This window comes from Cryptobacterium curtum DSM 15641, assembly GCF_000023845.1.
GTDB classification, from domain to species: Bacteria; Actinomycetota; Coriobacteriia; order Coriobacteriales; family Eggerthellaceae; genus Cryptobacterium; species Cryptobacterium curtum.
This window is the reverse complement of the sequence record NC_013170.1, coordinates 214773-233709: the sequence shown is the minus strand read 5'-3', so window position 1 is coordinate 233709 and position 18937 is coordinate 214773. Positions and strand designations below refer to the sequence as shown.

General features: G+C 51.1%; 15 protein-coding genes. 2 read left to right on the top strand and 13 right to left on the bottom strand.

The features are described from left to right. Window positions 1-3: 3 nt before the first annotated feature. Window positions 4-429, bottom strand: coding sequence for a TOBE domain-containing protein (locus CCUR_RS00930; RefSeq protein WP_012802610.1), 426 nt, complete (start codon window positions 427-429; stop codon window positions 4-6). A 244-nt stretch (window positions 430-673) separates the two neighbouring features. Here CCUR_RS00930 and CCUR_RS00925 point away from each other — a divergent pair, with 244 nt between their 5' ends. After that, on the top strand, window positions 674-1639 hold the full coding sequence (locus CCUR_RS00925; protein ID WP_012802609.1) for a helix-turn-helix transcriptional regulator: 966 nt from the start codon (window positions 674-676) through the stop codon (window positions 1637-1639). Between the two features lie 251 nt (window positions 1640-1890). Here CCUR_RS00925 and CCUR_RS00920 read toward each other — a convergent pair whose 3' ends face one another. The 6 genes from CCUR_RS00920 to CCUR_RS00895 form a co-directional block, all read right to left on the bottom strand. Beyond that, window positions 1891-3009, bottom strand: coding sequence for an ABC transporter substrate-binding protein (locus CCUR_RS00920; protein ID WP_012802608.1), 1119 nt, complete (start codon window positions 3007-3009; stop codon window positions 1891-1893). 52 nt (window positions 3010-3061) lie between these two features. Continuing rightward, window positions 3062-4030 carry an ABC transporter ATP-binding protein gene (locus CCUR_RS00915; protein ID WP_012802607.1) on the bottom strand — a complete coding sequence of 323 codons (969 nt, stop codon included), beginning with the start codon at window positions 4028-4030 and terminating at the stop codon, window positions 3062-3064. Beyond that, entirely contained in the window at window positions 4027-5103 is a 1077-nt protein-coding gene (locus tag CCUR_RS00910; protein ID WP_012802606.1) for a FecCD family ABC transporter permease, read from the bottom strand. The genes CCUR_RS00915 and CCUR_RS00910 overlap by 4 nt, the downstream gene beginning before the upstream one ends. A gap of 268 nt (window positions 5104-5371) precedes the next feature. Further along, window positions 5372-7957 carry a leucine--tRNA ligase gene (gene leuS / locus CCUR_RS00905; protein ID WP_012802605.1) on the bottom strand — a complete coding sequence of 862 codons (2586 nt, stop codon included), beginning with the start codon at window positions 7955-7957 and terminating at the stop codon, window positions 5372-5374. 317 nt (window positions 7958-8274) lie between these two features. Next, a complete protein-coding gene (gene mnmA, locus CCUR_RS00900) occupies window positions 8275-9564 on the bottom strand; it encodes a tRNA 2-thiouridine(34) synthase MnmA (RefSeq protein ID WP_217189878.1) in 1290 nt (429 codons plus the stop codon). Continuing rightward, window positions 9564-10727, bottom strand: a complete 1164-nt coding sequence (locus CCUR_RS00895) for a cysteine desulfurase family protein (protein WP_012802603.1) — start codon at window positions 10725-10727, stop codon at window positions 9564-9566. The genes mnmA and CCUR_RS00895 overlap by 1 nt, the downstream gene beginning before the upstream one ends. 138 nt (window positions 10728-10865) lie before the next feature. Here CCUR_RS00895 and CCUR_RS00890 point away from each other — a divergent pair, with 138 nt between their 5' ends. Continuing rightward, window positions 10866-11318 (top strand): RrF2 family transcriptional regulator, encoded by a 453-nt coding sequence (locus tag CCUR_RS00890; RefSeq protein ID WP_012802602.1) that lies wholly within the window; start codon window positions 10866-10868, stop codon window positions 11316-11318. Window positions 11319-11336: 18 nt separating this feature from the next. Here the strand turns inward: CCUR_RS00890 and CCUR_RS00885 are convergent, their stop codons facing one another. The 6 genes from CCUR_RS00885 to CCUR_RS07125 form a co-directional block, all read right to left on the bottom strand. Continuing rightward, window positions 11337-12854, bottom strand: a complete 1518-nt coding sequence (locus CCUR_RS00885) for an IMP dehydrogenase (protein WP_012802601.1) — start codon at window positions 12852-12854, stop codon at window positions 11337-11339. A 119-nt stretch (window positions 12855-12973) separates the two neighbouring features. Continuing rightward, the gene (locus CCUR_RS00880; protein WP_012802600.1) at window positions 12974-14401 is read right to left on the bottom strand and encodes an aminopeptidase; all 1428 of its coding nucleotides are present in this window, start codon (window positions 14399-14401) and stop codon (window positions 12974-12976) included. 291 nt (window positions 14402-14692) lie between these two features. Beyond that, complete coding sequence (locus CCUR_RS00875) at window positions 14693-15517, bottom strand: NUDIX hydrolase (RefSeq protein ID WP_012802599.1); 825 nt, start codon at window positions 15515-15517, stop codon at window positions 14693-14695. A gap of 2 nt (window positions 15518-15519) precedes the next feature. Then, window positions 15520-15819: a YerC/YecD family TrpR-related protein gene (locus CCUR_RS00870; protein WP_012802598.1), complete on the bottom strand. Its 300-nt coding sequence runs from the start codon at window positions 15817-15819 to the stop codon at window positions 15520-15522. 100 nt (window positions 15820-15919) lie between these two features. Beyond that, window positions 15920-17089 (bottom strand): aminotransferase class IV, encoded by a 1170-nt coding sequence (locus CCUR_RS07130; RefSeq protein WP_012802597.1) that lies wholly within the window; start codon window positions 17087-17089, stop codon window positions 15920-15922. A 131-nt stretch (window positions 17090-17220) separates the two neighbouring features. Further along, on the bottom strand, window positions 17221-18861 hold the full coding sequence (locus CCUR_RS07125; RefSeq protein ID WP_012802596.1) for a helix-turn-helix transcriptional regulator: 1641 nt from the start codon (window positions 18859-18861) through the stop codon (window positions 17221-17223). Window positions 18862-18937 lie beyond the last annotated feature (76 nt).

Below are 18937 nucleotides of genomic sequence, written 5' to 3'. Positions count from 1 at the left end.
CGGTTACTCGACGCCCACAATAACGTCAGTTGCCTTGATGATAGCCAGAGCAGCAGCGCCCTCTTCAAGACCCAGGTCTTCAATAGCAGCGTTCGTGATAGAGCCAGACACCACATTGCCATCAGCCATCTTCAGAGAAACATGACCATTCACAGCGCCCTTCTTGACTGAAACAATTGTGCCAGGCAATTGATTGCGTGCCGAAATGTTCGTAATGCGTTCGCTGCCGGTAGCAAACATAACGTTCGCCGCTTTAATAATAGCGCAGGCTGGCTTGCCTTCGGTCAGGCCGAGTTTCTCGATGGACTCCATCGTGATATCAGCTTTCACCCGCTCGTCACCCAGCGAGATAGTCACAACGCCGTTGACAGCGCCTTCAGCAACATTAGTAATGGTGCCCTTGAGTTGATTGCGTGCGGAGATCTTCATGATGTACCTTTCTCGTGCGCGATGATGCTCTTTCTTGTTTTGCGTTCTTTGCATCCTCGCATGTACTTCTTTCCTCGTTTCACTATTTATTATGGAAAGGCTTCCTGACATTGCAATCGCAAATATTACTATCGTGCTATTGGGTTTATATCGTTACGTTTCGTATCATTTCGCACAATCTAGTACCCTTCAGTGTATTGTTAACAGTGCTTAAAAACAGCTCTTACCAAGGAGAGACGAAAGTATGGCACTTGAAAGCGATGCACTAACCGCCCAGGAAGTTGCCGAATTATTGCAGGTTAGCCGCAATACCGTCTATAACTTGGTGAAAAAAGGAGTTTTGACCTCATACAGCGTCGGGCGCAAGATGCGATTTTCCATGAGTGATGTCGACCATTACATCGAAGCAGCGCGCAATTGTTCGGCATCTAGTGCGCCTGCTGAGGTGTTGAGTTCAACGGCACCAGCCGTATCACATACCGCAACCATGCCAACGCAACAAATGGGCACCCCCGTACTCCGTATTGGCGGCACCGACATGACAGCCGATATTGTGGCAAATTACCTTGGCACCTCAGGCATAGCGGTGCAGCGCTCATACGAAGGTGGCTATCAGGCGCTCTGCGCAATGTATCTACAGGGGGCCGAAGCGGCGGTTATTCATCTCTATGACCGCAAGACAAACCGCTACAACATTCCCTCTATACAGCGTATCGTACCCGGCACTCCCCTGGTGGCCATTCATCTTGCTAAACGACGTGTGGGATTCTTGGTGCAAAACGGTAATCCCCACCATATTCGCAGTTGGCGTAATCTGTTGAACCCCGCTATTACTATCGCAAACCGCCCAGTTGGCACCGAAGAACGTGTGCTGCTTGATGAAATGCTTGTTAATCTTGAAGCAGGCGAAAACCGACCGCGCGGATACCAACATGAATTTACCTCTGTCCTTGCGGCAGCAGGCTTCGTTAAAGCGGGGGCTGCTGATGTATGCATCGGTGATGAGCGCACCTTCCATCAGGTGGAAGGTATTGATTTCTTGCCGTTAGCGGAAGAATCGATCGACTTGGCCATCCGTAAAACGGATACGACACGCGAGGTGATTCGCTTCCTGCGTGGTATGGTAAAGAGCCGCCTGTTTAAGGAAGAGCTCGCCCGAAACATCGGGTATGACACCTTCCGCACCGGCGAGATAATCTACGAAGTGTAGATCGCTGAGCTTCTTCATACGGGCAAATACTAGCGCATCCTACAAGCAAGCAAATAATCTACAAGGCCTCGGCTAGCTTACGGAAACTTACAGAGGTTCGCATAATGCTATTGTGAGCGAGTAGTCCCATAAGGCTTCGATTCGTGCGCACATAACTGGACGATCTACGCAAAATACCCAGGCCGCAGAAGCAACCTGGGTATTTTAAAACTCTCGACCACCCGAGCGGATTCTTTTCTTATGCGAATTCCTTATGCTGGATTCTGGGCGCCCATAATGCGATCGATATCATCCTCAGTTGTCTGATAGTTCAGATAGGTGGCGTAGAAGTCCTTTACCTTCGTACGAATGTCAAGATCGGGGAACAAATCAGGATGTAGCAGCGCAGATACCCACTGAATCTGCAGCAATTCCTCAACGCCGTAGCGATCCCAGCCAAACACACCCTTGGGGTTCACATACACCTTATTGTTTTTTACTGCCGAAATGGAAGACCAGTTGGGGTCAGAAAGAATTTGATCAACTTCAGCGGCCTTGCCCGTAATGATAACTTCGGGATCCCATGCAATAATCTGCTCGAGTGAGAACTGGGCCTGCGCGTTGCCCTTTGTGCTTTCAGCGACAGCATTCACGCCACCAGCTGCCTGAATCCAGGTATCAATGATTGTTTCAGTGCCATCTAATATGAATGTGTATACCGAATTACCATGCATAACACGTGGGCGATCAGAATCAGAAAGTTTATCGGTTTTCGCTTTCACGGCAGACACCGTTGAAGACAATTCATCATTGTACTTCTTCGCAATTTCAGGCGCTTTGCCGCCAAAGACTTGCGCAGTCAGTTCAATGGACTGCTGCATGGTTTCATATGTCTGGAAATTGCAGTTAACCAGTGGAATGCCGACCTCTTCGCACTTATCGCGCAGCGATTCCTTAGAGTCGAAGATAACCTGTGGCTCAAGAGCAACCAAGTCTTCAAAATTGAAGTCGTTACCAAAGGTAGCCGTCGCTTTGGACATATTCGAGCACACCTTATACATCCAGGGGAAGCTCTTCTCATCGCAATGGGTAGCAACTAAGCCCTCAGCCCCCGTCAGCATAATGGTGATTTCGTTATGGGCGTACCAGCCATCAGCATATTTTGTTGGGTTAAGAGGTACTTCTACCTGATTACCGTTCATGTCTGTTACCATCTGAGTGGTTGCTTGGTTAGACGAATCAGATGAGTTAGAACCACCGTTGCCGTTACCGCAACCAGCCAACATACCGCCAGTAGCTGCAGTAAGGCCAGCAATACCAGCAAGTTTCAGGAAGTCACGCCTGCTTAAACGCGATACTTCATCTAGGATAAGTTCGTTCTTTGATTTCATGTCATTCTCCTTCATCGGATTTCCTACCCCTCTCTTTATTGATAGTGTCGGCCTATCCACTGCCGAGCGAAGGGATACATGTTTTTACGGGCGACCCATCTTCTGCACGCGATTCAACAACACGCACATCAATGCCATAAGCCGCCGCCAAGTTTTCTTCAGTAACCACATCATCCACGGTACCAGAGCGTACCTTTCCACTGCGCGAAAGCAACACTGCCTTTGTACCGCACAAAAATGCATGGTCAGGATTATGGGTAGTCATTACAATACCGCGACCATCTCGCGCTAAATCTTTAATACGACGCAACACATGCACTTGATTGCCAAAGTCGAGCGCAGCAGTTGGTTCGTCCAAAATAAGCAGCGACGTGTCCTGCATGAGTGCACGCGCAATTAGTACCATCTGGGCTTCGCCACCAGAGAGCTCGGTATATACTCGATCGCGAAGATGAAATATCTCCAGTTCTTCAAGCACGTGGTCGGCCAGAGCGTAATCGCTTTTTGTTGGTGAAGAAAACACGCCAAGATGCGGAGAGCGCCCTGTAAGTACGACGTCAAGAACGGAAAATGAAAAAGGTGGAACATGTATCTGCGGAACATACGCCAAAAGACGCGCAAGTTCGCGCCGTGAAAGCGAGGCACGATCGTGTCCACATACCTGGACGGTACCTTCCATCAAAGGAAGAAAACCGAGCAGCGCTTTGAATAACGTGGTTTTACCCACACCATTTGGGCCGAGGAGGCAGGTAATGTCACCTGCACTGACATCAAGCGATACGCCTGATAACACCGCTTTACCAGCATAACCACAGCTCACATCGCTCGCGCGTAAATAGATCTCAGATGATGGCAGTTCTGTTTGCGATACCGTCGGTTGCATTGGCGTACCTTGCCCCGCCGCAGACCGCATTGGCTCGACTTGTATTGGTTCATTATGCCGCACTGCACCGTGCGTTGTTTCTATTTGCGTCGTCTTTTGTTCTAATGTTTCAGATTGCACTGCTTTATTTTCACTCATCGCTGCCCCCTTTGTGTCTGCAAAAGGATGGCAAAGAAGAATGGAGCGCCAATAACCGAGGTTAAGATACCTAAGGGAATTTCAGAAGCCATCAGTGTGCGACATACCATATCAACAAGCACCATAAACGCAGCACCAACCACTAACGAAAGTGGCAACACGATACGGTTATCTGGTCCAAAGATAAATCGCACCAGATGAGGAATGATAAGACCAACCCAGCCAACAACACCGGCAATAGACACAGCCGCTGACGTTAAAAGCGTTGCACAGAAGATATAGATGGCACGCATGAGACTTACGTTAACGCCGAGCGATTCCGCTTCGGCATCACCAAACGAAAGCATATTCAACCGCCAGCGCAAAAGCAGCAGCGGAGCGCAGCCAACCACAAAGGGAACGGCAAATATTTTAAGATCGTCCCAGGTAACTTTCGCAATGCTGCCCATCAGCCAGTAGGTGATCTCAGGCAGTTTAGAGGTCGGATCAGCAGTGTATTTGATAATGGAAACAAACGCCTGGAATAGCGTTCCAACGATAAGGCCGCACAATACCAGCAGCAAAATCTGATTTGAGCCACGACCAATCCGTCGCGCGCTAAAGTAAGTCAGCATAACCGCGATGAAACCCATGGCAAATGCCATAATCTGCACAACGCGATTACTCCCATCCATCAAAAGGGCGAGCGCCGCCCCAAACGATGCGCCTGCACTGGCACCTAAAATATCAGGACTTACCATAGGGTTCTTGAAAAGTCCCTGATAGGAAGCACCAGATATAGCAAGAGCAGCGCCAACAAGCAGTGCAGCAATCACGCGCGGTAATCGGATGTCACACACTACGTTAATAGCGGCCTGCGACCAAGAACCATCAGTGCCAAAAAAGCGCTGGGAGAGAATACCCACTACATCAGCAGGCGGTACTTGCAGGCGTCCGACAGCCAAACCCAAAACAAACAGAACAACTAACAAAGCAACGCAGAAAGCAATAAGTACTATTTTTCGCGCGCGATGCGCTTCGTAGCGCTGCGTGTGCCCCGTTTCTTTGATAGCCGGAGTATCTTGACTCGCCACTATTACCTTCTCTTTGTTGCAGAATATACTAGATAAAGGATATATTAACAGGGACAATTAGAGACTGTGAACAATAATTATTCTCAGATATACATATAGGCTTCAAATTGCACTTAACGGCAAAGGCAGCAGCACCGCAGAACGCGCTTGCGTCACTATGCGGCCACTTCTTTCACAGAACAAGCGAATTGAACCCCGTATAGCAGTACCAGGGCATACGAGCATCCGTCATCTGATCAGACAGAAACTGTACTCGCAGAACCTTCAGCTATCTCACCACAATATTTACCAAACGGCCGGGAATAACAATAGCTTTAGCCACCGTCTGCCCCTCTGTCTGATCTTTGATAGCGGCAAGCGCTTGCTCCCGTACTTCGTCTTCAGCTGCATCGGCACCAACCGTGATATGTGCACGCACTTTGCCATTGATCTGAATAGCCAGCTCAACCTCATCGGCCTGTGCTGCCTGGGCATCAAACGTCGGCCAGACACATCCATAGAGATAGCCCTGGTTATCAAGCACTGTTTCCCATAATTCATCTGCCCAATGGGGAGCCATCGGAGACAGCAGTTTCACGAGCACCTCAGCTACTTCGCGATCAAGCGCCGCCAGCTCAGGATCAGCTGCGCGCATCTCGGCAGATGCAACCCGTACATACGACCCCACCGCATTTGAAAGTTCCATAATGGCAGCAATAGCGGTATTGAAACTATTGCGCTCCATATCGTTGGTGACCTTACCCACCACGCGATGACGCTCGCGACGCAGCACCTTGGCAGCCTGTTCCACCGAAGAAGCCTTCCCTGCGTTTTGGGCAGTGGGGTCAAACAAAGTCGATTCCCCTGCTTTACCCATCAGGTCGTTGACCTGGCGCCATACACGCGTCAGGAAGCGATAGATACCCGCAAGACCCTCTTCGTCCCATTGCAAATCTTTATCAGGTGGCGCCATAAACAAGATGTAGGTACGCACCGCATCGGCACCATAGTGCGCAATCATGTCTTCCGGAGCAATAACATTGCCCTTCGATTTGCTCATGGTTTCGCCGTGCGCATCTTTGACCATGCCCTGGGTAAGCAGGTTAGTAAACGGCTCGTTAAAATCAAGCATACCCATATCGCGCAGCATTTTGGTAAAGAAGCGGCTATACAGCAGATGCAAAATTGCATGTTCGATGCCACCTACATACTGATCAACTGGCATCCAGCGATTGGCGTTGTCTCGCGCGAAGGGAACGGTATCGTTGTGCGGATCGGTATAGCGCAGATAGTACCAGCTTGAGCAGGTAAACGTATCCATCGTGTCAGTTTCGCGACGTGCCTCGCCACCGCAGCGCGGACAGGTGCACTTTACAAAGCCTTCGTGCGTTGCAAGTGTTTCCCCTGCCGCCAGATCAATATCTTCAGGCAGGCGCACCGGTAAGTCTTCTTCAGGCACCGGTACCACTCCGCACGTTGGGCAATGAATAGCGGGAATAGGATTACCCCAATAGCGCTGACGACTAATCAACCAGTCACGCAGGCGGAATTCCACCTTGCGTCGACCACATCCACGCGCTTCTAAATCGGCCACAATAGCCGATTCGCCTTCGGAATGCTTACCGCCCTTTAGACCAGTGTACTTACCCGACTGCACCAACCAACCTTCTGCCGCGAAAGCTGCATCCCAGTCGACTGTCGTGACAACGCGCCCGTGTTCGTCTTTGAGCTGATTATACAATTCATCGTCTTTATCAAGAATAATAGGCACAATGGGAAGATCGTATTTGCGCGCAAACTCAAAGTCGCGTTGATCGCCACACGGTACCGCCATGACCGCACCAGTGCCGTAATCGGCCACCACGTAATCGGCCACCCAAACTGGCACCTTTTCACCATTGATGGGATTTATGACATAGCGCCCGGTAAACACGCCATGCTTCTCGCGGTCGCCCTGCGCACGCTCGACAGCGCTTACCTGAGCAGTTGCATCGATAAGATCGCGCACCGGCTGTTCGTACTCAGTGCCAACCACTAAATCGATAAGCCCTTTATATTCAGGTGCCAACACGAAGAAACTACAGCCAAACAAGGTGTCTGCCCGCGTAGTGAATACCGTAATACGATCGTGATCGCTGGGGTTTTCTGGAACGGCACCGCCTTTATCACACAGGATAAAATCAACTTCAGCGCCCTCGGAACGACCAATCCAGTTGGCCTGCATCTGCCGAACACGATCTGGCCAGCCAGTGAGCTGATCAAGATCGTCTAAAAGTTCTTGCGCATAGTCAGTTATTTTGAGGTACCACTGCGTGAGGTCGCGCTTTTCGACAACACTGCCACAACGCCAGCAACGACCGTCGACAACCTGTTCGTTTGCAAGAACTGTCTTGCACGACGGACACCAATTGACCGGAGAATTGCGGCGCTCCACCAAACCGCGCTTCCAGAATTGCAAAAACATCCACTGACCCCACCGATAATATTCGGGGTCACAGGCCACGACGGTACGATCCCAATCGTAGGAAAAACCCATGCGCTTGAAACTGGCCTTTTGGGTTTCGATATTCGCATATGTCCAGGTAGCAGGATGACTATGATGCTTAATCGCAGCATTTTCCGCGGGAAGACCAAAGGCATCCCATCCCATAGGATGAAGGACGTTGAACCCGCGCATGCCGTTATAGCGAGCTACCACATCACCAATGCTGTAATTACGCACATGACCCATGTGAATGTCACCTGAAGGATACGGGAACATCTCAAGCACGTATTTCTTTGGTTTATCAGCGTCTTCCGTAACGTGAAAGAGGTCAGCAGCAGCCCACGCCTGTTGCATACGTGGTTCTATCTCATGCGGGTTATATTCCTTCATGGTGTCCCTTCACATCCGGCATTGCCAACCAACACAAATAAGTTTTGAATCGCCTGTTCCCGTACGTGCAAAAAATGCGAATCAGACGCATCATCGCAGTTGGAATAGGTTCGAGAAATCAGAATATACCATCTTGCTACAGGATGTCACCATGCCACTATCAATGTGATGTGGTTGTGTGAACACGAATGCGCATCCTGCTTTCGGATGCGTATGCTGCGCCGTTGCGCAAAGCGTGCGCGGCAGTTCCATCTGTGCCGTGCTTTCTGCAGATAGATGCACAGTTATGAGGAACAATCGGCGCACTGGGTTTAACGTTAGCGTACGATCCCGCCGCCAAGGCATTCCTGGCCACGATAGATAACAACCGACTGACCAGAAGCCACCGCATCGTGATCTGCTTCAAGCTGCACTGTGGCCGTTGTAGCAGTTGCCAAAAGCGTGGCAGCAAGAAGCTTTTCTCCATGATGGGTGCGCACTTCGCAGGCCCCCTCCTGCGGTGGCACATCCGCTATCCATCGCACACGATCGAGCTCAAGCAGGCTGTCTTGAACAGGTGCAAGCGGCCCATCATGCACATAGAGAATGTTGTGATCCATGTCTTTACGTACAACACGATAGCGCCTGCCGCCACCGATGCCCAACCCATGACGCTGGCCAATGGTGAAAAAGATAGCCCCGTCGTGATAACCGACTGTTTCACCAGTATCATCATCGATAATAGGCCCCGGCTGCGGGTGTACATACAAGCTCAAAAAATCGCAAATACCTGCTTCACCCACAAAGCAAATGCCTTGTGAATCGGCCTTATGTGCTGTTGAGAGATTTCGTTGTTCTGCGGCAGCGCGTACCTGCGTCTTCAGCAATCCTCCCAGTGGAAAAATAGTATGCGCCACGGCATCGGATGACATCCGATACAGGAAATACGTCTGGTCTTTGTGCGTGTCAGCAGCACGCAACAAACGGACAGGATCATGTGATGCGCGGGCATAATGCCCTGTTGCTATGTAATCAAACCCGTCATCTTGCGCCGCGTCAAAAAACAGTCCAAACTTCACCTGCTGATTGCACATAACATCAGGGTTCGGCGTACGCCCAGCTCGGTATTCGTCCACCAGATAATCGACGACCTCCCGCTTATACGCTTCTTGAAAGTCGTACACCCGAAAGTCAATACCAAGCCGCACTGCCACACGTTTTGCATCAGCCAGATCGTCGGCCCAGGGGCAGCGCATGCCCGGAACATCCATGGTCCAGTTCTTCATGTAGGCGCCACAGACATCCCAGCCTGTTTCTACCAACAGAGCAGCACACACCGATGAATCGACACCGCCCGAAAGCCCCACGAGTACACGCGGGATACGTTGGTGGTCGCGCTGGAACATGTGTGCAAATTGATACAGATCGTCCTTCGTTGCAGCGAGTGCGTCTGCTTCAGCTGCATCAACCGTTGGATCCAGTGCTTCAGCTACCTGAGCGTGCTTCGGCGCTGATTTTGACACTAACTGTGACGCCAACTCCTGCGCTGAATCGGGCACGAGCTTCAACGTCTCGCCTGCTCCCAGGGGGTACTCACTCTGTTCCCCGTTTGTTTCAGGCGATGCCATCAGCGCGCCATCCTTTCGTATTCGCTGCGCACCGCTTCGATAATCAATTGCGCAGCACGCGCAGTATTATCCGCCGTCGATAGGCGACCTAACGTCAACCGCAGACTGCCATTTGCCAGGTCGGGCGGCAGTCCAATAGCAGCCAGTACATGACTGCCGGTTTCCTTGTTGGCGGCACAGGCAGCACCCGTGCCCACCAAGACACCAACGTCTTCCAGTAAAAACACGACCCGTTCGGCATCAAGCCCTGGAAACGAAATGTGCAAGAAGCCCGGAAGCCGATGCTTCCGATGACCCGAAACCACTGCCTGGGGAAACGCTTCAGTTAGCGCACTTTGCAGCGTATCGCGCAGCGCTGACAGACGCACTGCTTCTGCCTTGCGATGTGTCACCGCCATCGAAAGGGCACAGGCAAATCCAACAGCACCCGATACATTTTCCGTACCGCTACGCAGCCCCCGTTCCTGTCCACCGCCAACCACCTGCGGCCGCAGACGTACCGTACGTGCTGCCCACAACAGGCCAACCTGTTTTGGGCCATACACCTTTGCAGAATTGAGCGTCATCAGATCGACACCCAATGTGGCAACATCGGTATTCACTTGGCCGGCACCCTGACTAGCATCGGTATGCAGCCAGATGGGAGTTGTCTCACCTGCCTGCAACCTCCGCTGCCGCTCTTCTGATACCACCTGCGCTATAGCGCGCAAGGGTTGTACGGTACCAATTTCGTTGTTCGCAAGACCCACACTAACCAGTTCAGTATCCGGCCTGATCGCACGTGCTATATCAGCTGGATCGACACGCCCATGATGCCCTACTGCCACCTGTGTGCAGTCGTGGCGTGTGGCCGAAGCTAGCACTGAAGCATGCTCCACTTCGGGTATCACAACATGACCCTCGAACGAATCAAATGCAAGGTTGATCGATTCAGTAGCACCGGCAGTTATTACCACTTCGTCGGGCTTAGCGCCAATGGCATGGGCCAGATCGGCACGCGCTGCTTCAAAGCTGCGCCGCACCTGAACGCCTGGCATATACGGACTCGACGGATTAAAGAACAACCTGCTCTCATACGGCTCCATAGCAGCACGTACCTGTTTATCAAGCGGCGTTGCTGCCGCATGATCCAAGTAAATGAACTCAGATGCTCCCGCTCCCATGCTGCTTCCTTGCTCCTCTTTCCCGTTATATGGCTTCAGTAAGAGCCATCATCGCTGCTCTTATGCTCGTATCCTATACTATTTAGCATCACTTATTGCTTTTGACGAGCGCCGGCTCGTCCATAGAACGGATAGACCATGCAGATTTCAACAAAAGGTCGCTACGCACTGCGTTTTCTTCTTGACCTCTGCCAGCACCAAGGCACCGGCCCCGTGCCCCTTAAAGATATTGCACAGCGGCAAGGGATATCAAAGAAATACCTCGAGCAAGTGATTGCCTTGCTCAATCCCACTGGCATACTGCAGGTCACCCGCGGTTACCAAGGGGGCTATCGTCTTGCAAAAGCGCCGCGCGATATTACCGTAGCTGATGTGCTTGCCGTAACTGAAAGCGGGTTTACTGCAGGCGCCGCCTCAACCGGCACGAACGTCGATACTACCGAACGGTCTGCATCCTTACTCTCTTCAAATGAAACGATGCTTGAACCCATCTGGGAAGGGCTTGAACAAACCGTCAATGATTATCTTGCAGAAATATCCCTGCAAGACATCATCGATCGCTATACCCCCACCATCGAATACTTTATCTAGCAGGTGCAACACACACTCTTAGTTGGCATTACTTACGTACGGAGTCTTATCCTTCTGGAGCACATCGTGCGCGCCGCCCTCAACAATGCTGGTGGACGACACCACCGTCAGCTTGGCTTTATCTTGCAACTCGGCAATAGTCAGTGCACCGCAGTTACACATGGTCGACTTCACCTTGGAAAGCGTAAGTCCCACATTGTCTTTCAGGCTACCAGCGTAGGGTACGTAGCTATCGACGCCCTCTTCAAAGGACATTTTCTGCTTGTCGCCACCCAAATCGTAACGCTGCCAATTACGAGCGCGCGCTGAGCCTTCGCCCCAGTACTCTTTCATATAGCTGCCGTTAACCATCACTTTGTTGGAAGGCGATTCATCGAAGCGAGCAAAATACCGGCCCAACATAACGAAATCGGAACCCATGGCCAAAGCAAGCGTAATGTGGTGGTCATATACAATGCCACCATCGGAGCACAGCGGGATGTAAACCCCGGTCTCTTTAAAATACTCGTCGCGTGCACGCGCCACTTCAATGGTTGCAGTGGCTTGACCGCGACCGATACCCTTTTGTTCGCGCGTGATGCAGATAGAACCACCGCCGATACCAATCTTGATAAAATCGGCACCTGCGTCAGCTAAAAAGCGGAACCCTTCAGCATCAACCACGTTACCAGCGCCAACCTTGACGCTGTCGCCGTAATGATCGCGAATCCACTTGAGAGTCAGCGCCTGCCATTCGCTATACCCCTCAGAACTATCAATGCACAGGCAATCGACCCCGGCATCAACCAAAGCTGGTACGCGCTCGGCAAAGTCGCGCGTATTGATGCCCGCGCCCACCATGTAACGCTTATGCTCGTCGAGCATTTCGTTGGGATTGGATTTATGCGAATCGTAATCCTTGCGGAATACCATGTAAGCAAGCTTGTCGTCAGTATCAATTAAAGGCAGCGAGTTGAGCTTGTTGTCCCAGATGATGTCGTTAGCTTGCTTTAAGGTGGTATCAGCCGGTGCCGTAATCAATTCGGCACGTGGCGTCATAAAGTCAGCCACCTTTTCGTCCAAAGACATGCGAGACAAACGATAATCACGCTCGGTAACAATGCCAACCAGCTTGCCATGGGCGGTGCCATCGTCAGTGACCGGCATGGTTGAATGACCAGTCTTTTCTGCCAGTGCCACCACTTCACCAAGGGTCATCTGCGGTGTGAGATTAGAATCGCTCACCACAAAGCCGGCCTTGTAGGCTTTTACGCGCGCAACCATGGCTGCTTCATCGGCAATCGTCTGACTGCCGTATATAAAGCTCATACCGCCTTCGGTTGCTAACGCCACCGCCATGCCATCGTCGGAAACAGCCTGCATAATGGCTGAAATCATGGGAATATTCAGGCTGATCGCTGGCTCTTCGCCCTTTTTAAACTTTGTTAGCGGGGTTTTAAGACTCACATTTTCAGGACGATTTTCAGACGATGAATAACCGGGTACCAGCAAGTATTCGTTGAAGGTGCGAGACGGTTCTTCAAAGATGTAAGCCATGGATATCCCTTTCGCAAATAAATTGATGATGGGGCGATTTCGAATATTATAAACATTCGGAGACCGCTTTGATAAGGACATGACCTCCCTATTTCATTTCTGACAAATTTTTATGCTCATTAGGCTTGTTGCAAAAATGCTATATAGCCTTTCTTTGCTTCGTAAATATCGGCCTTACTCGCCACTTCCCACGGAGCATGCATTGAAAGAACCGCCACGCCACAGTCAATAACGTTCATGCCATATTTTGCCAGGATATAGGCGATTGTCCCGCCGCCGCCTTGATCAACTTTTCCCAGCTCAGCTGTTTGGAAGCGCACAGCACCACCATCCATAATGGCACGAATTTTTGCCATGTATTCGGCATTTGCATCGTTGCTGCCGCTTTTCCCGCGGGCACCGGTGAACTTGTTGAATACGAGGCCACAACCCAAATGAGCGGCATTCTTTTCTTCAAAGGCACTGGCGTATAACGGGTCGAGCCCTGCACTCACGTCGCTGGAGAGCATATCGGAAGCAGCCAGCGCACGGCGACGCGCCAAGTCGCCGCCCTGCCCAGCCAACTCCATGATTTCGGCAACAGTGTTTTCGAAGAACAGACTGGTCATACCCGTTGCACCCACACTGCCAATCTCTTCTTTATCCACGAGCAAACAGATAGCGGTGCGCTGTATATCTTCGGCTTCAAGCTGAGCAATCAGACTCGTGTAGGCACATACGCGATCGTCCTGCCCGTAGCCCAGTACCATACTTGCATCAAAGCCACAGCTGCGTGCACGCCCTGCTGGCACCACTTCCAATTCAGCCGACAGAAAATCTTCTTCGGTAAAGCCGTACTTATCCTGAAAGAGAGAAAGCAGAGCCGCTTTCACCGGGCTGGTCGCTGCCATTTCTTCGAGCGACCCTTCAGCAGCATCTTTGATGTCTTGTTTATCAAGCACAAACGGACGACTGCCTACCAATAAATCGAGGTCTTCTCCCTCGACCACTTTGCCGCCCTTCTTCTCTAACTGATCGGCGCCAAGATGAATGAGAAGATCGGTAACGCAAAAGACCGGGTCGGTCGCATCTTCACCTACATTTACCGTGATAGATTCACCGTTCGGCTTAACGACTACCCCATGGATAGCTAAAGGCAGCGTAACCCACTGGTACTTCTTGATGCCACCGTAATAATGGGTATCAAGCAGGGCAAATCCCTGAGCCTCATACAGGGGATTCTGCTTGATATCAAGGCGGGGCGAATCGATATGCGCACCAAGGATATTGAACCCTTCTTCCAGCGGGCGCTTACCTAAATGCACAAGCATCACTGTTTTGCCGTATACGCTTGCGTACACCTTGGCGCCCGGTGCAAGCGGACGCTTCTGTATACGTGCTTCTTCAAGACTGATATAGCCGGCTTCACGTGCCATCTCAATGGCACGGTTGGCGCATTCGCGTTCGGTCTTACACGTACTGATAAAGTCGATGTAATCGTTATTAAGCTGGTTGAGCTGCGCTTCATCGGCTGCATCGTACGATTTCCAAGCGTTTTTCTTGCCCATCAGAATTCCCTTCTGCCTAATTGTACTGGCGCAGGCACATACGTACGCAAAGCGTGCACAAAGACCTACCCGAGTATCTATTCGGCTGCATTGTGTCTTGTCTGCATTATCGCGCAGCTCGTACGAACGAGGCACTATCGATAGGGAATCTCTACCGGCCTGTTTACAAACTGAGCTGACCTATCTGAAAACAGAGCGTCCTATTGAGTGCACCGTGCAATTTAATGCGCAGCGCACGAGCATTTTACGTTGCTGGTTCTTGAGAGTTCGAGAGAGAAGCGCTCATAGCGATTAGTGCGCCACACCATAGCGCTTTACGTTGTTAGAAAAAGCTTCAAGAATCAGCTGCGCACGCGTCCCAATAGGTAAGGCATTTTCATTAAGGAAGCGCGGCACATCACGCACGGGCACAGTAAATACCTGAATATATTCCACGCTTTCCGTCATCTGACCTAATGTCGGTTCGTTTTCGACGTGCACATACACCACTTGCACGCTTTCCTCGCTCATCCCAACCGACGAAAACCCTGGCTGAGACAAGGTGCGCACATGCGCCTGCCCGTGCACATCGCGACGCAGGGCATAGCCTGTTTCTTCACGGAGTTCGCGCTCAACGGCTTGCTCGACCGTTTCACCAGGATCAATAAGGCCAGCTGGAAACGCAATACACCAGCTATTTACCGGGTAGCGAAATTCGCGAATCAGCACGAGCCGATCATCTGCAGTGCGCGGCACAATACACACAGCATCGGCAACCAGTCGGCGTGATGGATGAAGGGCGTTATGAGCGAACGATTCTAATTCGGCTCGATAGGCTTCGAGACCCTTGCGCGAAATCGATTCATACGTGAATTCTTTGCCGTCAGGAAGACGATAGGTCAGCAAATACTTTTTAATCCATCCATCGGATACTTGGTCAACTCGCAACAACTGCGGTGTTGGCAGAGAAGCTATCCGGTTTGCTGAAGCTGACCAGCTAGTTGGAGTTTCCTGAGCAGCCGAAGCTTCCTGATTTACCAAATCCATCTGTCCCGCCGAAAGCCCAGCAGAAGAGGGCGCATTCACTGATACAGTAGACTGATCAGACGATTGCTTATCTGAAGTACCCCTATTCACTATTACTGCCCTCCAGACTGTGCCTGAAGAATATCAAGGGCATGACGATACCCCCCTGACCCATAGTTAAGCGCCTTAGACACGCGCGCGATTGTCGTGGCAGAAGCGCCCGTTGCTTCCTCGATGGCGACATATGGTTTTCCTTCGTCAAGCATACGCGCCACAGCAAGGCGTTGAGAGGTTTCTCGAATCTCGCGAATGGTAAAAAGGTCCTCGATCAAAGCAAAAGCGGTATCTTTATCCGCCACCCCGACCAGTACATCAAGGAGTACTTCAACACTGGGCGTTCTCAAATCGCTCATACGTCTTCTCCATTCATACAGCATCATCAACTCGTCAGACAGCAGATGGATGCATTATTTCACCAATTAACTTAGTCGCACGGAACTTAATCCGCACTATCTAAACCTCGTACAGCCAATCGCGATATTCTTCTATTTCCCCAGCCAAGCAGGCACGATAGCGCTCTTGCAAGGCTTCGACGATACCTCTCGTAGACGGCCCACCACGAAGTGAACGATGGTCGATAGACACAATTGGGCGAATGCCTCTTGTGGTACTACAAGCAAACGCCTGATCAGCCGCATAGAGGTCGGCCCGTGTCATGCTTTCTTCAAGAATATGTAGATCAAATTCATGGTGAAGGTCTTCCGCAAGACAGAGTACAGTATCACGCGTAATACCTTCGGGTGCTCCATCTGATGCAGGTGGCGTTGAAAGATAATGATCGCGCACAATAAATAGGTTTCCCCGCGCTACCGAACTCACGCGTCCTGCTTCGTCAAGAAGAATTGCTTCGTTGAATCCACTCCGGCGTACCTGGTCGAGAACAAGTTCTGCATGAAAACGTGCAGCGATCGATTGTAGAGCAACCGGTAGAGCGTTGGGTGAAAGCTGGCGCCATGACGATATTTCGGCATGAACCCCACTTGACTCAGGCACATTCAAAACGAAAGTATCATCTGAACTGCTTGTTTTGTTACCACCTGAATGAGTTTGTCCGGCAATTGCTGTGTTGTCTACCACACCATCGCTGGCGCTATAACGTACAGACTGCTTCATGGGCAAAAGAGCCACGTGAACAGTACTGTTCGGTACGCCGAGCGATTCTTTGGTCGCGTGTGTTTCGGGTATTCCGCAATAAGCAACTGCTTGCACGCAGGCTGGCATATCGCTGCACATCCGTACCACCTCAGCGGCAGCGACACACAATCTATCGATGTCAAATGGCAAGGCGATCCCCGCGATGCGGCAGCTGCGTTCAAATCGTTCGAAATGATCGCGTACGCGGAAGAGAAATCGTCGTTCACCGGGTTGTTGCGTAGCAGATTCTCGTGCACCAGATTGCTGCGTAACAGAATTTCCCCTCGCAGGTTGCTCGACAGTAGATGATGTATCCACGCCTACCACGGTAGACAACGCGGTTTCATGCGGTATATTCGTTGAACATGCAATACTCTCAACAATAACTGCCCCGCTCAATACCGCCGGTGAATCAAGCGGGATAAGAGCCTGGACATGTGGCACAATCTGGCCATCGAGCCAAATATAGCCCGAAGAATCAATCCCCATGATGAAGAGGCCTTTCCGATACGTAAAAGAACAACCTATGCCCCGTGGAGCATGTATTTTGCCTGTCTATTGTACTCTAACATGGTAAAGCGGTTCGCACATCACATGCTGCTTTAATGAAACCAAACTAGCTATGCGTTTCCGTTTTCCAACAGGTCAATAATCTCGGCGCGATTGTGCACACCACACTTGTCATAAATATGTCGCACGTGGGTTTTCACGGTACTCGCACTAATAACAAGCGAGTCCTGAATGTACTTTGATCCATGCCCTGTGGCCCACAGCATAAAAATCTCGGTCTCACGCGCCGTAAGACCACACGTCTGTGCAACTTTCTGCAAGCGTGAATCAAGCGGTTGACCGGTGCGCTGCTCCACTTCATCACGCTCGGCAGCTGTTGGCGCCTCAAACACCAGCAGCGTATCCTGAGCATCAAACATGAATCCCATAACCAGCATAAGAGCAAACACGCTTACGATAGCAAATGGAATGATGCTATCTATCATGAACCAGCCGATGATCTGCCCAATCATCATACCAGCTTGTACCGCTCCACGACCCACCGCAAATACAACGATAGCTGGCATACGTGTGGTGCGCGCCATGTCGGCCAGCAGAATCCATGATAGAAGTTCAATAACGATATTGCACGTAGTCACGAGTGCCGCTGTCAGCGTCGCATATTCCTGCCCAAATAACGCCAACATCAAAAGAGCGCAGGTAAGCAAAGGTAGCATGATTTTGTAAATCGTACCTAAGCTGGCATTTTCCCCTTGAAAGAAGGCGCCCCAAATGCAAAAGCAAACAATGGAGACACCGGTCAACAGAGCCGTTAAGAAGAGCCCCTCACCCGGCTGCGCATCAGCCACACCTACATATACCCGCACGCCGCCATATACCAGCATGATGACGAACAACCCCAGCGCCACCCGCCAGGGAAGTGCCCGAGGCAAAACAAGCATGCGCTTTGTGCCTGACCAATTAGCACGGCCACCCATACCAGTCGCATGGCCTGCATCAGCCGCACCACCATTCGCACTGTCTACACCAGCGCCATCTACACCACTTATACCAACAACACCATCTGCACGAGCCCCGCCATTTGCACCATGCATAGATGTAGACGAAGGTGCAGGAAAAGCTTGTCCACCCCTCTGTTCGATGGAGTGGGAACGATCACCCAGATAGCGATCCATTAATTCACGATCGGGAATAAGTAAGGTGGCACAGAGCGGGAGTACAATTTCAAGCAGACAGATACCCCACGGCGACAAGAACAGCGATGCAAAGTACACCCCATTCGCCACAAAGAAGGCACCTGCAGTGGAAAGCACAATGGCACGCGCCGAAAATCCACTGAAGAGTGCTCCCCAATTCACCAGCACAACAGGAGACGATATCCCCGTCAGCAGCGCACCGAGTATCACTAGAGGAAACGGCAGTGATAGCGGCAGAGCATAGCAGGCGGTACCCACCGCCATGACAATACCCGCTACCAAAAGTATTCGGCGATCGAAAAACAGTCGTAATGCCGCCCGAGAAAAAACAGTTGCTAGTAGGTATATCAGTACACCAACAGAACTTGAGGCTACATGCACCCACAAAAGTTTTGTATCGATAGCTAGGTTGAGGTTAATCGACGAAGTCGAGTTAAATGAAAGGTATACCCACGCCCAGTAGAAACAAAGCCCCAGTACCTGTGTTGCTCGGAGTGGAATTGGCGTCAGTCGTCGACGACTACTAGAAGCACCGTTTTGCTGTGTTTCATCCATAGCGCCTCTCCCCTCCAGCTTACCAGCGCGAAGACATTATAACGATGCAAAAGCGCGCCCGCCTCCCCTTTCGGGA

Coding starts and splice junctions, on each gene's coding strand:
- CCUR_RS00930 (WP_012802610.1), bottom strand. CDS start 429: ATGAAGATCTCCGCACGCAATCAACTCAAGGGCACCATTACTAATGTT.
- leuS (WP_012802605.1), bottom strand. CDS start 7,957: ATGAAGGAATATAACCCGCATGAGATAGAACCACGTATGCAACAGGCG.
- CCUR_RS00920 (WP_012802608.1), bottom strand. CDS start 3,009: ATGAAATCAAAGAACGAACTTATCCTAGATGAAGTATCGCGTTTAAGC.
- CCUR_RS00925 (WP_012802609.1), top strand. CDS start 674: ATGGCACTTGAAAGCGATGCACTAACCGCCCAGGAAGTTGCCGAATTA.
- CCUR_RS00870 (WP_012802598.1), bottom strand. CDS start 15,819: ATGAGCGATTTGAGAACGCCCAGTGTTGAAGTACTCCTTGATGTACTG.
- CCUR_RS00880 (WP_012802600.1), bottom strand. CDS start 14,401: ATGGGCAAGAAAAACGCTTGGAAATCGTACGATGCAGCCGATGAAGCG.
- CCUR_RS00895 (WP_012802603.1), bottom strand. CDS start 10,727: ATGGGAGCGGGAGCATCTGAGTTCATTTACTTGGATCATGCGGCAGCA.
- CCUR_RS07125 (WP_012802596.1), bottom strand. CDS start 18,861: ATGGATGAAACACAGCAAAACGGTGCTTCTAGTAGTCGTCGACGACTG.
- CCUR_RS00890 (WP_012802602.1), top strand. CDS start 10,866: ATGCAGATTTCAACAAAAGGTCGCTACGCACTGCGTTTTCTTCTTGAC.
- CCUR_RS07130 (WP_012802597.1), bottom strand. CDS start 17,089: ATGGGGATTGATTCTTCGGGCTATATTTGGCTCGATGGCCAGATTGTG.
- CCUR_RS00915 (WP_012802607.1), bottom strand. CDS start 4,030: ATGAGTGAAAATAAAGCAGTGCAATCTGAAACATTAGAACAAAAGACG.
- mnmA (WP_217189878.1), bottom strand. CDS start 9,564: ATGGCATCGCCTGAAACAAACGGGGAACAGAGTGAGTACCCCCTGGGA.
- CCUR_RS00885 (WP_012802601.1), bottom strand. CDS start 12,854: ATGGCTTACATCTTTGAAGAACCGTCTCGCACCTTCAACGAATACTTG.